This window comes from Paraburkholderia lebeckiae (assembly GCF_014201005.1).
Classification (GTDB): domain Bacteria; phylum Pseudomonadota; class Gammaproteobacteria; order Burkholderiales; family Burkholderiaceae; genus Paraburkholderia; species Paraburkholderia tuberum.
In genome coordinates, this window is sequence record NZ_JACHDK010000006.1 from 44,495 (window position 1) to 57,668 (window position 13,174).

Annotated in this window: 12 protein-coding genes; 9 read left to right on the top strand and 3 right to left on the bottom strand. The window is 62.3% G+C overall.

The window, feature by feature from the left end:
- Nucleotides 1-58: 58 nt before the first annotated feature.
- From coaBC to dut, 3 genes are all read left to right on the top strand, one after another.
- Complete coding sequence (coaBC, locus tag HDG39_RS13335) at nt 59-1,276, top strand: bifunctional phosphopantothenoylcysteine decarboxylase/phosphopantothenate--cysteine ligase CoaBC (RefSeq protein WP_184006375.1); 1,218 nt, start codon at nt 59-61, stop codon at nt 1,274-1,276.
- A gap of 81 nt (nt 1,277-1,357) precedes the next feature.
- Nucleotides 1,358-2,374 carry an LLM class flavin-dependent oxidoreductase gene (locus HDG39_RS13340; protein WP_184006376.1) on the top strand — a complete coding sequence of 339 codons (1,017 nt, stop codon included), beginning with the start codon at nt 1,358-1,360 and terminating at the stop codon, nt 2,372-2,374.
- Nucleotides 2,375-2,440: 66 nt separating this feature from the next.
- Complete coding sequence (dut, locus tag HDG39_RS13345; protein WP_184006377.1) at nt 2,441-2,887, top strand: dUTP diphosphatase; 447 nt, start codon at nt 2,441-2,443, stop codon at nt 2,885-2,887.
- Between the two features lie 144 nt (nt 2,888-3,031).
- Here dut and clpA read toward each other — a convergent pair whose 3' ends face one another.
- Together clpA and clpS are read right to left on the bottom strand one after the other, a co-directional pair.
- Nucleotides 3,032-5,329: an ATP-dependent Clp protease ATP-binding subunit ClpA gene (clpA, locus tag HDG39_RS13350; protein ID WP_018421594.1), complete on the bottom strand. Its 2,298-nt coding sequence runs from the start codon at nt 5,327-5,329 to the stop codon at nt 3,032-3,034.
- Nucleotides 5,326-5,640: an ATP-dependent Clp protease adapter ClpS gene (gene clpS / locus HDG39_RS13355; protein WP_008919570.1), complete on the bottom strand. Its 315-nt coding sequence runs from the start codon at nt 5,638-5,640 to the stop codon at nt 5,326-5,328. The genes clpA and clpS overlap by 4 nt, the downstream gene beginning before the upstream one ends.
- Before the next feature lie 555 nt (nt 5,641-6,195).
- Between clpS and HDG39_RS13360 the strand changes: the two genes are divergently transcribed.
- Entirely contained in the window at nt 6,196-6,402 is a 207-nt protein-coding gene (locus HDG39_RS13360) for a cold-shock protein (protein ID WP_018421595.1), read from the top strand.
- A gap of 181 nt (nt 6,403-6,583) precedes the next feature.
- Here HDG39_RS13360 and icd read toward each other — a convergent pair whose 3' ends face one another.
- Complete coding sequence (icd, locus tag HDG39_RS13365; protein WP_184006378.1) at nt 6,584-7,840, bottom strand: NADP-dependent isocitrate dehydrogenase; 1,257 nt, start codon at nt 7,838-7,840, stop codon at nt 6,584-6,586.
- A gap of 261 nt (nt 7,841-8,101) precedes the next feature.
- Between icd and HDG39_RS13370 the strand changes: the two genes are divergently transcribed.
- The 5 genes from HDG39_RS13370 (at nt 8,102) to HDG39_RS13390 (ending at nt 13,170) form a co-directional block, all read left to right on the top strand.
- Nucleotides 8,102-8,671: a pseudouridine synthase gene (locus HDG39_RS13370; RefSeq protein ID WP_018421597.1), complete on the top strand. Its 570-nt coding sequence runs from the start codon at nt 8,102-8,104 to the stop codon at nt 8,669-8,671.
- Between the two features lie 497 nt (nt 8,672-9,168).
- Complete coding sequence (locus tag HDG39_RS13375) at nt 9,169-9,357, top strand: hypothetical protein (RefSeq protein WP_018421598.1); 189 nt, start codon at nt 9,169-9,171, stop codon at nt 9,355-9,357.
- A gap of 144 nt (nt 9,358-9,501) precedes the next feature.
- Nucleotides 9,502-10,017, top strand: a complete 516-nt coding sequence (locus HDG39_RS13380; RefSeq protein WP_184006379.1) for a DUF192 domain-containing protein — start codon at nt 9,502-9,504, stop codon at nt 10,015-10,017.
- Nucleotides 10,018-10,334: 317 nt separating this feature from the next.
- The gene (fusA, locus tag HDG39_RS13385) at nt 10,335-12,440 is read left to right on the top strand and encodes an elongation factor G (RefSeq protein WP_184006380.1); all 2,106 of its coding nucleotides are present in this window, start codon (nt 10,335-10,337) and stop codon (nt 12,438-12,440) included.
- Nucleotides 12,441-12,642: 202 nt separating this feature from the next.
- A complete protein-coding gene (locus HDG39_RS13390; RefSeq protein WP_184006381.1) occupies nt 12,643-13,170 on the top strand; it encodes a cupin domain-containing protein in 528 nt (175 codons plus the stop codon).
- The last annotated feature ends 4 nt before the right edge of the window (nt 13,171-13,174 follow it).

Below are 13,174 nucleotides of genomic sequence, written 5' to 3' on the forward strand. Positions count from 1 at the left end.
GCGACGACGGGCAACGCCCGCGCGCCGCCGCGCGATCACGCTTTGTCGGAGGCTTTCGTTGGCAACCGCAGAACTCGCAGGCAAACACCTCGTCCTCGGCATGACGGGCGGCATCGCCTGCTACAAGATCGCCGAACTCACGCGTCTGCTGACCAAGGCAGGCGCGACCGTGCAGGTCGTCATGACCGAAGCGGCCACCCAGTTCATCACCCCCGTCACGATGCAGGCGCTGTCGGGCCGGCCGGTCTACACGAGCCAGTGGGACGGTCGCGTGCCGAACAACATGGCGCACATCGATCTATCGCGCGAAGCCGACGCGATCGTGATCGCGCCGGCGTCGACCGACTTCCTCGCCAAGCTCGCGCACGGCATGGCCGACGATCTGCTGTCGACGCTGTGCATCGCACGCGACTGCCCGCTGCTCGTCGTGCCGGCGATGAACCGGCAGATGTGGCAGAACCCGGCCACGCAACGCAACGTCGCACAACTGCGCGCGGACGGCGTCGAGGTTCTCGGCCCCGATTCGGGCCCGCAGGCCTGCGGCGAAATCGGCGATGGGCGCATGCTCGAAGCGGCCGCGACCTACGAGGCAGTCGCGTCGTTCTTCGCGCCGAAAATCCTGTCCGGCCGGCGCGTGCTGCTGACCGCCGGGCCGACCTTCGAACCGCTCGACCCGGTGCGCGGCATCACCAATCGTTCGAGCGGCAAGATGGGCTTCGCGCTCGCGCGCGCCGCGCAGCAGGCCGGCGCCGACGTGCATCTGGTGGCCGGTCCGGTCGCGCTGGAAACGCCGTGGGGCGTCTTGCGCGAGGACGTGCAGACCGCGCAGCAGATGCACGACGCGGTGATGCGCGCGGTCGCGGAGGCGGACATTTTCATCGGCGTCGCGGCGGTGGCCGACTGGCGTGTCGACCACGTCAGCGATCGGAAGATCAAGAAGACCGCGGAGCGCATGCTGCCGAGCTTTTCGTTCGTCGAGAATCCGGACATCCTCGCTGCAGTCGCCAGGCTGCCAAAGCCGCCGTTCACGGTCGGCTTCGCCGCGGAGAGCGACAACCTCGAAGTCCATGGCGAGGAAAAGCGCGCACGCAAGAACGTGCCGCTGCTGATCGGCAATCTGGGGCCGCAAACGTTCGGGCTCGACGACAACGAAGTGATTCTGTTCGAAGCAGGCCGCGCGACGAAGCTGCCACGCGCCGACAAGCAGACGCTGGCGCGCGCGCTGATCGCGGAAATCGCGAAGCGTCTGCCGCCCGGCATCAGTCCGATTGGCTGAACGAGCGAACGGCAGTGGGCCCGTGTGGCCCTGCCACCTTTGCCCGGTTAGCCGGCCGGAATCACCTGGAGCACTACTGCCATGACGCTTCTCTCCGTGCTCGATCAAACACCGGTGATCGCCGGCCATTCGGTGGCGGACGCGATCGCCGCGACCGTCGAACTCGCGCAGCTCGCCGACGACCTCGGCTACACGCGCTACTGGTGCGCCGAGCACCACGGCCTGCGCGGCGTGTCGAATCCCTGCCCTGAAGTGATGCTGGCGCGCCTCGGCAGCGTGACCAAACGCATTCGCATCGGCTCGGGCGGCATCATGCTGCCGTACTACAGCCCGTTCAAGGTCGCCGAGCAGTTCATGATGCTCGAGGCGCTGTTTCCGAATCGCGTCGATCTCGGCGTCGGACGCGCGCCGGGCGGCGACATGCGCACCGCGCAGGCGGTCGCCGCCGGCGCTTACAATCGCGGCGAGCTGTTTCCGCAGCAGGTCGCCGAGTTGCTCGGCCTCATGCACGGCGCGCTGCCCGACGATCATCTCGCGCAGGGCGTGCTGCTGCAGCCGCAGATCGATACGCGCCCGCAGCTGTGGATGCTCGGGTCGAGCGAATTCGGCGGTCTGCTCGCGGCACAGCTCGGCATCCGCTTCTCGTTTGCGCATTTCATCAACGCGCATTTCGGCAGGCAGGTCGCGCTTGCGTATCGCGAGCGTTTCAAGCCTGGCAACGAGGCATCGCAGCCGTATCTCGCGGCCGCGGTCTTCGTGATCTGCGCAGATACCGAGCAGGAAGCCGCGGACCTCGAAAAAGCCGTCGATCTGCGTCGCGTGCAGATGGCGCATGGTCTGAACGAACCGATACCGTCGATCGAGCAAGGCATCGCGCAAGAATATGGCGAGCGCGAACAGCTCGTGATCGACCGCGAAAAGCCGCGCAGCATCATCGGCACGCCTGAGCGCGTGACCGAACGGCTCACGGATTTACAGCAGCAGTTCCAGGCCGACGAGCTCATGGTGCTGACCGTCGCCGGCAGCTATCGTGCGCGCTTGCGCTCCTACGAACTGCTCGCCGACGCGTTTCAGCTCGGCTCGAACCAGGTGGCTTGATCGCAAAGGCGTTGCCAGTCAGCCGCGTGCCCCTTCACCAATCTCAACTCCAACTATCGAACCTGAATGAAACTCGACCTGAAGATTCTCGATCAGCGCATGCGCGAACAGCTCCCCGCTTACGCGACGACCGGTAGCGCCGGCCTCGATCTGCGCGCCTGCCTCGACGAACCGCTGACGCTGAAACCCGGCGAAACCGCGCTGGTGCCGACCGGACTCGCGATCCACGTCGGCGACCCCGGTTATGCGGCGCTGATTCTGCCGCGCTCGGGTCTCGGCCATAAGCATGGGATCGTGCTCGGCAATCTGGTCGGCCTGATCGATTCCGATTACCAGGGCCAATTGATGATTTCGACGTGGAATCGCGGCGAGACGACATTCGTGCTGAATCCGATGGAACGCCTCGCGCAACTCGTGATCGTGCCCGTCGTGCAGGCTGGGTTCAATATCGTCGATGACTTCGAGGAAAGCGTGCGCGGCGCGGGCGGGTTTGGTAGCACCGGCAAGCGTTGATCGATTGCTGCGACGCGGCGGCTGGCGCCTTCAGCGCACGCCGTGAGAAAAAACCAGAGCATAAAAAAAACGGCGCGGGATAAAACCCGCGCCGTTCTGCCTTTGGCGTCCGGCCAGCTTAACGCAACGCGGGCCTGACTGACATCACTCGACTTCCACCGCCTCCGGATTCGGATTGCGCGGCGCCGGATGCTCGTCGAAGGTCAACTGCACCTTGTCGTCGGCATCGACGTCGACCGTGACGCGGCCGCCGTTCATCAGCTTGCCGAACAGCAGCTCGTCGGCGAGCGCGCGACGGATCGTGTCCTGGATCAGGCGCTGCATTGGCCGCGCGCCCATCAGCGGATCGAAACCGTGCTTCGCCAGATGCTTGCGCAGCGCATCGGTGAACAGCGCATCGACCTTCTTCTCGTGCAGTTGATCTTCCAGCTGCATCAGGAACTTGTCGACCACGCGCATGATGATTTCCTCATCGAGCGAACGGAAGCTGATCGTCGCGTCCAGACGGTTGCGGAACTCAGGCGTGAACATGCGCTTGATGTCGACCATCTCGTCGCCCGCCTCGCGGCGGTTCGTGAAGCCGATCACCGACTTGCCCATCGCCTCGGCGCCCGCGTTCGTCGTCATGATGATGATGACGTTGCGGAAGTCCGCCTTGCGGCCGTTGTTGTCCGTCAGCGTGCCGTGGTCCATCACCTGCAGCAGCACGTTGAAAATGTCCGGATGCGCCTTTTCGATTTCGTCGAGCAGCAGCACGCAATGCGGCTTCTTCGTGATCGCCTCGGTCAGCAGGCCGCCCTGGTCGAAACCGACGTAGCCCGGCGGCGCGCCGATAAGCCGGCTCACCGCATGACGCTCCATGTACTCCGACATGTCGAAGCGGATCAGCTCGATGCCGAGCGTGAACGCAAGCTGCTTCGCGACCTCGGTCTTGCCGACGCCGGTCGGACCCGAGAACAGGAATGCGCCGATCGGCTTGTCGAGCTTGCCGAGGCCCGCGCGCGCCATCTTGATCGCGGCCGACAGCGCGTCGATCGCCGGATCCTGGCCAAACACGACGCTCTTCAGGTCGCGGTCGAGCGTCTGCAGCTTGCTGCGATCGTCCTGCGACACGCTTTGCGCCGGTACGCGCGCGATCTTCGAGATGATTTCCTCGATCTCGTTCTTGCCGATCGTCTTCTTCTGCTTCGACTTTGGCAGAATGCGCTGCGCCGCGCCCGCTTCGTCGATCACGTCGATCGCCTTGTCCGGCAAATGACGGTCCGTAATGAAGCGTGCCGACAGCTCGGCCGCCGCCGACAGCGCACCCGACGAGTACTTGACGCCGTGGTGCTCTTCGAAGCGCGACTTCAGGCCACGCAGGATCGCGACCGTCTGCTCGACGGTCGGCTCGGTCACGTCGACCTTCTGGAAACGACGCGACAGCGCCGCGTCCTTTTCGAAGATGCCGCGATATTCGGTGAAGGTGGTTGCGCCGATGCACTTCAGCGTGCCCGACGAAAGCGCCGGCTTCAGCAGGTTCGACGCATCCAGCGTACCGCCCGACGCGGCGCCCGCGCCGATCAGCGTATGGATTTCGTCGATGAACAGAATGGCGTGCGGACGCTCCTTCAGTTCCTTCAGCACCGTCTTCAGACGCTGCTCGAAGTCGCCGCGATACTTGGTGCCCGCGAGTAACGCGCCCATGTCGAGCGAATACACCTGGGCATCAGCGAGAATATCCGGCACTTCGCCGCGCGTGATGCGCCATGCGAGCCCTTCGGCGATCGCGGTCTTGCCGACACCGGCCTCGCCGACCAGCAGCGGATTGTTCTTGCGGCGGCGGCACAGCACCTGCACCACACGCTCGACTTCCGACTCACGTCCAATCAGCGGATCGATGCGGCCGTCCTTCGCCATCTGGTTCAGGTTCTGCGTGAACTGGGCGAGCGGCGTTTCCTTCTGCGCGGCTGCTTCGTCGGACTCGGCATTCGCGTCGCTCGCCTTCGCGGCGTCCGAGCTGCTCGTCTTGGCGATGCCGTGCGAGATGAAATTGACCACGTCCAGACGCGTGACGCCCTGCTGCTGCAGGTAGTACACCGCATGCGAGTCCTTCTCGCCGAAGATCGCGACCAGCACGTTTGCGCCGGTCACTTCCTTCTTGCCGTTCGAGGTGGACTGCACATGCATGATCGCGCGCTGGATCACCCGCTGGAAACCGAGCGTGGGCTGCGTGTCGACGTCGTCCGTGCCCGGCACGGTCGGCGTGTTGTCATGAATGAAGTTGCGCAGGTTCTGGCGCAGATCCTCGATATTGGCCGCGCATGCGCGAAGTACCTCTGCCGCCGTCGGGTTATCCAACAGCGCGAGCAAAAGATGTTCGACCGTTATGAACTCGTGCCTTGCCTGGCGCGCTTCCATGAACGCCATATGCAGGCTGACTTCCAGTTCCTGGGCAATCATGCTTCCTCCATCACACACTGCAGCGGATGCCCGGCCTGCCGTGCGTGGGTAACGACTTGCTCGACTTTGGTCGACGCGATGTCCCGCGTATAGACCCCACAAACTCCCCTGCCCTCGCGATGCACCTTCAACATGACCTGCGTTGCGGTTTCACGATCCTTATTGAAATATTCCTGCACGATCATCACGACAAATTCCATCGGCGTGAAGTCGTCATTCAGCAGCACCACCTTGTACATGGACGGCGGCTTGAGTTTCTGCTCCTGCCGCTCCAGTACGGTGCCGTCCTGCTTGTCCGGGATAATCGCCATACACCCATTCTAAACAACTAGGACAGGCCCGCAATCCTGTCGAAACCCGGCCGCCCGGCCGATGAGCCCGTTCGCTGCCGCCCGGCGGTCACGACGCTGTCATGTTCGGCCTGGCCTGCGCGTTTTCGACGAGCCGATTGCGGTGCCGGCCCCGATCCTGTCATGCGCGGCGCGTGCTGCACCGCGGTCGGATCGAGTATCGCACAACCTGCCGGTACTGGCTGCGAGCGCTCGCCGCGCTGGGCGTCGGCGCCGCGGGCACAGTCAGCAAGTGAGTCGATTATGCGACTTTTCAAGCCACGCCGCTTGCGCCACCGCACATACGGAAGCGGTAAAAACCCTGGAAAGCGGCCTGTTTGCAGCGCGACAACGACGTCTCAAAATTTTCTTGACACTCGAATAAAGAGCCCCAACAATTAAGCTGGCACTTTTTTCACTAAGCCATAATTTCGAAAAAATGCCGATGGTGAGCTTGTGAGGAGGGAACGACCGCCTCGCGTGGTCGTGGCTTTTCGAGGGCTCGTGGTAGTGACATGAGTTACAGGGGAAGTTGGAATGGCAACTGGTACGGTCAAATGGTTTAACGACGCAAAGGGTTTCGGATTCATCACGCCTGACGAGGGCGGCGAGGATCTGTTTGCACACTTCTCGGCCATCCAGATGAATGGCTTCAAGACGCTGAAGGAAGGCCAGAAGGTCACCTTCGAAGTCGTGCAAGGCCCGAAAGGCAAACAGGCATCGAACATTCAGGCGCCAGTCTGAAGCGTTTCGACACCCGTCCTTTTTGAAACCCGGCTCCGCGCCGGGTTTCTTTTTTGCGGCAGTTTTCTATTGCAACGGATTATCCGGCTTGAAAACCGCGCGAAAATTTCGGGTAAAAAAATACCCCGGCCGTTTGCTGGCGCCGGGTTTTTATGCAAACCGGATAATCCCGGCGCGGCAATTACATATTTTCGATCATCACTTGCCCAAATGCCGAGCACGACACCTGAGTCGCGCCTTCCATCAGGCGGGCAAAATCGTAAGTAACCCGCTTTTGCAGGATCGATTTTTCCATCGAGCTGATTATCAGATCCGCCGCCTCGAACCAGCCCAGGTGGCGCAACATCATTTCCGCTGACAGGATTTCCGAGCCGGGGTTCACGTAATCCTTGCCCGCGTATTTCGGCGCCGTGCCGTGCGTCGCTTCAAACATCGCAACCGAGTCGGACAGGTTCGCGCCAGGCGCGATTCCGATTCCGCCGACCTGCGCGGCGAGCGCATCCGAGATGTAGTCGCCGTTCAGGTTCAGCGTGGCGATCACGTCGTATTCGGCCGGACGCAGCAGGATCTGCTGCAGGAACGCGTCGGCAATCACGTCCTTCACGACGACATCGCCGCCGGTCTTCGGATTACTGACTTTCATCCAGGGACCGCCGTCGATCAGTTCCGCGTTGAACTCCTTCTGCGCGAGCGCGTAGCCGTAGTCGCGAAACGCGCCTTCGGTGTACTTCATGATGTTGCCCTTGTGCACCAGCGTGACCGAGCGGCGTTCATTGTCGATAGCGTACTGGATCGCCTTGCGCACCAGACGCTCGGTACCTTCGCGCGACACCGGCTTGATGCCGATACCCGACGAATCCGGAAAGCGGATCTTCTTCACGCCCATTTCTTCGCGCAAGAACTTGATGATCTTCTTCGCCTGTTCGGATTCAGCTGGCCATTCGATGCCCGCGTAGATGTCTTCCGAATTCTCGCGGAAGATCACCATGTTGGTCTTCTCGGGCTCGCGCACCGGCGACGGCACGCCCTTCAAATATCGCACCGGGCGCAGGCACACGTAGAGGTCCAGTTCCTGGCGCAACGCGACGTTCAGCGAGCGGATGCCGCCTCCGACTGGCGTGGTGAGCGGCCCCTTGATCGACACGATGTATTCCTTGACCGCCTGCAGCGTTTCGTCCGGCAGCCATACGTCCGGGCCGTACACCCGGGTCGCCTTCTCGCCCGCGTAGATTTCCATCCAGTGGATTTTCTTCTTGCCGCCGTACGCCTTTTCGACCGCCGCATCCACGACCTTGAGCATGACCGGCGTGATGTCCAGACCGGTGCCGTCGCCTTCGATGTATGGGATGATCGGCTCGTCGGAAACGTTGAGCGAAAAGTCGGCGTTGACGGTGATCTTATCGCCACCTGTCGGAATCTTGATGTGCTGATACGGCATGATCGGACTCCAGTGAAAGCTGTGCAAAAGCTGATGGGAGACTGCGAAAGAGACGCCCTCGCCGCGCAATGCCGAACCGCCGCGAGCGGCCTGGCCGTTATTCTAGCCCACGCCCCACGCGCGGCGCGGCCGCCCCTCGCTCCGGGTTTTCCAACATAGACGGCCTCTCAAACGCGCCGCGCTCCTCTATAAGATAGAAGAATCTGCGTCCCGGTTTATGCATTATCATCGCGCCGTATCGCTCTGCCGTATCGCTCTCCTATGCGCCTTCTCGCCCTCAACAAGCCGTTCGGCACCATCTGTCAATTTTCGCCACACGAGACGCGGACGTCGCTTGCCGACTGGGTCAAGCTACCCGGCGTCTATCCGGCCGGCCGGCTCGACTCCGATAGCGAAGGCCTGCTGCTGCTCACCGACGACGGCGCGCTGCAGGCGCGCATCGCCGAGCCGCGTCACAAGCTCGTCAAACGCTATTGGGCGCAAGTCGAAGGCGCGCTCGACGACGCCGCGTTGAAAAAGCTCGCGCGCGGCGTCGATCTCGGCGATTACGTGACACGCCCATGTCAGGCGACCTATGTTGAGCCGTCCAGCTCGCTGTGGGCGCGCACGCCGCCGATCCGCTATCGCGCCGCGATCCCGACCACATGGATCGAGCTGTCGATTACCGAAGGCAAGAACCGCCAGGTGCGTCGCATGACAGCGGCGGTGGGTTTTCCGACGCTGCGTCTCGTGCGCGTCGGCATCGGTGCGCTTGACATTTTTTCACTCGGACTGCAACCCGGACAGAGCACGGAGTTGCGAGCGAACGCGCCATGGGATGGCGTTGCCTGAACATTATTTGACGATTGTTCGTTCATCGCCGCAACACCGCGTGCCGAACTCACGCACGCGCGAATCAGCCTGCACGTTCTCACTCCAAACAGGTTTCACGGCTGTGACAATCAAGCTAACTCGTTGTAGCAGCTCGCAAAATAATGCGTGAAACGCAGGCCCGAAATGCGTGAAACAAGAGAGCTCGCCGCGAGCCTGCACCACGCGGTTTGATCGCGTGTCATGACGATCAAAATTTCCGCGCGATTCGCGTCAACCGCCGTACAGCTCCACGCGTTATCCGACGCAGATGCCGCCGAAGCTATCCGGCATTCAGCCTTAAAGACCTTTGCATAAGCCGTTTTCGCGCGGCGAGTGCGAAAGTCCGAACGCTATCAGACGCGTCGAAAAATTTGTTCGATGCGGCTGTCAACCGAAAGGTGGATGGCACGTTTACCGACATGACTCTACATATGCCGGGTCATTTGGTTAATTAACTCAAGCTGAGGATTCACACAATGAACAAACTGATCGCCGCTCTGGTCGCTGGCCTCTTCGCAACGGCAGCATTCGCACAAGCATCGGCACCGGAAGCAGCTTCGGCAGCTCCGGCAGCAGCAGCTTCGTCGGCAAAGAAGACCACCAAGCACGCTCACAAGAAGTCGCACAAGAAGGCAGCCGCTGCAGCTTCGGCAGCTTCGGAGTAAGTTGCTTGTAAAAACGCAGTAAAGAACTAGCTTCATTGCCGTTCTTACGGCGTTGTAAGGCAGATCACCGCAAGGCGATCTGCCTTTTTGTTTTTGACGCGCTCGCGTAACATGCGCGAGTCAATTTCAGCAAGGAGTCTTGCCGTGCGATTTTCCATGCGCTCGTCGATGGCGCGTTTCGCCATTGCCGTAGCACTGCCGCTCGCGGCGCTGTCGTTCGTCGTCACCACGGCTCCCGCCCAGGCGCAGCAGATGCCGCCGGGCGCCAAGCAGCCGAGCGAGTTTCCGCGCGTCAAGCTGACCGCTGGCATGTTCGTGATCGACGCGGCCGTCGCCGCCAACGACGCGGACCGCGAACAGGGCTTGATGTATCGCACGAAGCTCGCGCCGAACGAAGGGATGCTGTTCGTGTTCAACGAGAACGCGGGCCACTGCTTCTGGATGAAGAACACGCTGATCCCGCTGTCGATCGCATTCATGCGCGCCGACGGCACGATCACCGACATCGACGAGATGCAGGCCGAGACCACCAACAACCACTGCCCGACGCACAACGGCGTGTTTGCGCTGGAAATGCCCAAGGGCTGGTTCTCGGCGAAAGGCATCAAGCCGGGCATGCAGATCCAGGGCTTACCGCCGGTGCCGGGTATCACGCAGTAAAACCCTCAGCGCCGGGCCGCGCGCCCCTGCAGCCCGTAAATGACCCCGGAGCGGCCTCTGAGCGGCGACACCGCCCCGCCACGCTGTCCCGCGAAAAAGCCGGCGTCTCAACCCGAGGCGCCGGCTTTTTTTCGCCTGCGCAGCCCCGCGCCACCAGCCTTCGCGCCGGCTGGCAAGATTCATGCAAAAGACCAATCGACGCGCTATCCTTGTAATCTCGATAAGGTAACGCCAGATAAAGCACCACTCAGACTCCCCGGGCGGCCCACGCGGTCGCCCGGCATGCGTTTCAGGCGCGCCATTACAAGGAGATTCACGTGCCCCGCAAGACTCCCATCGAGCGCTACCGGAATATCGGCATCAGCGCTCACATCGATGCCGGCAAAACCACCACCACCGAACGGATCCTGTTCTACACCGGCGTGACCCACAAGATCGGCGAGGTTCACGACGGTGCGGCGACGATGGACTGGATGGAACAGGAGCAGGAGCGCGGCATCACGATCACGTCGGCGGCCACGACCGCGTTCTGGAAAGGCATGGCCGGCAACTATCCCGAGCATCGGATCAACATCATCGACACCCCCGGGCACGTCGACTTCACGATCGAAGTCGAGCGCTCGATGCGCGTGCTCGACGGCGCCTGCATGGTGTACGACTCGGTCGGCGGCGTGCAGCCGCAATCGGAAACCGTGTGGCGTCAGGCGAACAAGTACAAGGTGCCGCGCATCGCATTCGTCAACAAGATGGACCGGGTCGGCGCGGACTTCTTCCGCGTGCAGCGGCAGATCGGCGATCGTCTGAAGGGGGTCGCCGTGCCGATCCAGATTCCGGTCGGCGCGGAAGAGCACTTCCAGGGCGTGGTCGACCTCGTCAAGATGAAAGCGATCTACTGGGACGACGACAGTCAGGGCATCAAGTTCGAGTACCGCGACATCCCGGCTGAACTCGCGGCCACCGCGAAGGAATGGCACGACAAGATGGTCGAGGCCGCGGCCGAGGCGAACGAGGAACTGCTCGAGAAATACCTCGGCGGCGAACCGCTGAGCGAAGCCGAAATCAAGCACGGCATCCGCGCGCGCACGATCGCCAACGAGATCGTGCCGATGTTGTGCGGCAGCGCGTTCAAGAACAAGGGCGTGCAGGCGATGCTCGACGCGGTGATCGACTATCTGCCGTCGCCGGTCGACGTGCCCGCGATCACCGGTCACGACGAGCACGACAAGGAAATCGAGCGTCATCCCAACGACGAGGATCCGTTCTCGGCGCTCGCCTTCAAGATCATGACCGACCCGTTCGTCGGTCAGCTGATCTTCTTCCGCGTGTACTCGGGCGTCGTCAACTCGGGCGACACGGTCTACAACGCGGTCAAGGAAAAGAAGGAACGCCTCGGCCGGATCCTGCAGATGCACGCGAACGAGCGCAAGGAAATCAAGGAGGTCTACGCGGGCGACATTGCTGCGGCCGTCGGCCTGAAGGAAGCGACCACCGGCGACACGCTCTGCGATCCTAATCATGTGATCATCCTTGAAAAGATGATCTTCCCGGACCCGGTGATCTCGCAGGCCGTCGAACCGAAGACCAAGGCCGACCAGGAAAAGATGGGCATCGCGCTGAACCGTCTCGCGCAGGAAGACCCGTCGTTCCGCGTGCAGACCGATGAGGAATCCGGACAGACGATCATCTCCGGCATGGGCGAGCTGCACCTCGAAATTCTGGTCGACCGGATGAAGCGCGAGTTCGGCGTGGAAGCGACCGTCGGCAAGCCGCAGGTCGCGTATCGCGAAACCGTGCGCAACAAGGTCGAGGACGTCGAAGGCAAGTTCGTCAAGCAGTCGGGCGGCCGCGGTCAGTATGGCCACGCGGTGATTACGTTGGAGCCGTCCGAGCAGGGCAAGGGCTACGAATTCGTAGACGCGATCAAGGGCGGCGTGATTCCGCGCGAATTCATCCCCGCGGTCGACAAGGGCATCGTGGAAACGCTGAAAGCCGGCGTGCTCGCGGGCTATCCCGTCGTCGACGTGAAGGTCACGCTGACCTTCGGTTCGTACCACGACGTCGACTCGAACGAAAACGCGTTCCGCATGGCCGGCTCGATAGCGTTCAAGGAAGCGATGCGCAAGGCGAAGCCCATCCTGCTCGAACCGATGATGGCCGTCGAGGTGGAAACGCCCGAGGACTTCATGGGCAACGTGATGGGCGACCTGTCGAGCCGACGCGGCATGGTGCAGGGCATGGAAGACATCGCGGGCGGCGGCGGCAAGCTGGTGCGCGCGGAAGTGCCGCTCGCCGAGATGTTCGGCTATTCGACGTCGCTGCGCTCGGCCACCCAGGGCCGCGCGACCTACACGATGGAGTTCAAGCATTACGCCGAGACGCCGAGCAATGTCGCCGAGGCCGTGATCAACGCGAAGAAGCAATGACACTGACGCGGCGGCGTTGAGCGCGACAAGCCGAAGCCCGCTCCCTGTGAGCGGGCTTTTTTTATGGCGCCGTTTGCATCGTCGAGTCACGCACCCGTTTTTTGAACGTGCCAGAATGTTGATCAGCCATGCAGCACGCCCCTGAATCGTAAGACCGAAGCGAACGACTCGAACGCGGCACGCCAGCCGAGGAGGAGACACGATGAGCCACGATCACGAACATCCGCATTACCGGGCCGAGCACGACGCCACCGAAGCCAGCCAGCAGATCGACTGGCGCGAACACGGCGTGAAGGTCATCCGCGGCGATCAGCTCGACACCAACACCGCGCAAACGCCGGGCATGAACCGCGCGGCCGCGATCAACGCGGCGCGCGTCGGCGCGCAGAAAATCTGGGCCGGCACCGTGACGATCCATCCGAATGCGAAGACCGGCGCGCATCATCATGGCGCGCTCGAAAGCGTGATCTATGTTGTGCGCGGCCAGGCGCGCATGCGCTGGGGCGAGCATCTGGAATTCACCGCCGAGGCCGGTCCCGGCGACTTCATCTTCGTGCCGCCCTACGTGCCGCATCAGGAGATCAACGCGAGCACCGACGAGCCGCTCGAATGCGTGCTCGTGCGCAGCGACAACGAAGCGGTCGTCGTCAATTTGAACATCGACGCGGTCGAGCAGCCGGAAACCGTCTACTGGGTCGATCCGATCCACAAGCATCCGCACGATCACTAAGCCG

Excerpts from the sequence above, each read along its gene's own strand:
- HDG39_RS13340 (WP_184006376.1), top strand. The coding sequence starts at position 1,358 with ATGACGCTTCTCTCCGTGCTCGATCAAACACCGGTGATCGCCGGCCAT.
- dut (WP_184006377.1), top strand. The coding sequence starts at position 2,441 with ATGAAACTCGACCTGAAGATTCTCGATCAGCGCATGCGCGAACAGCTC.
- clpA (WP_018421594.1), bottom strand. The coding sequence starts at position 5,329 with ATGATTGCCCAGGAACTGGAAGTCAGCCTGCATATGGCGTTCATGGAA.
- clpS (WP_008919570.1), bottom strand. The coding sequence starts at position 5,640 with ATGGCGATTATCCCGGACAAGCAGGACGGCACCGTACTGGAGCGGCAG.
- HDG39_RS13360 (WP_018421595.1), top strand. The coding sequence starts at position 6,196 with ATGGCAACTGGTACGGTCAAATGGTTTAACGACGCAAAGGGTTTCGGA.
- icd (WP_184006378.1), bottom strand. The coding sequence starts at position 7,840 with ATGCCGTATCAGCACATCAAGATTCCGACAGGTGGCGATAAGATCACC.
- HDG39_RS13370 (WP_018421597.1), top strand. The coding sequence starts at position 8,102 with ATGCGCCTTCTCGCCCTCAACAAGCCGTTCGGCACCATCTGTCAATTT.
- HDG39_RS13375 (WP_018421598.1), top strand. The coding sequence starts at position 9,169 with ATGAACAAACTGATCGCCGCTCTGGTCGCTGGCCTCTTCGCAACGGCA.
- HDG39_RS13390 (WP_184006381.1), top strand. The coding sequence starts at position 12,643 with ATGAGCCACGATCACGAACATCCGCATTACCGGGCCGAGCACGACGCC.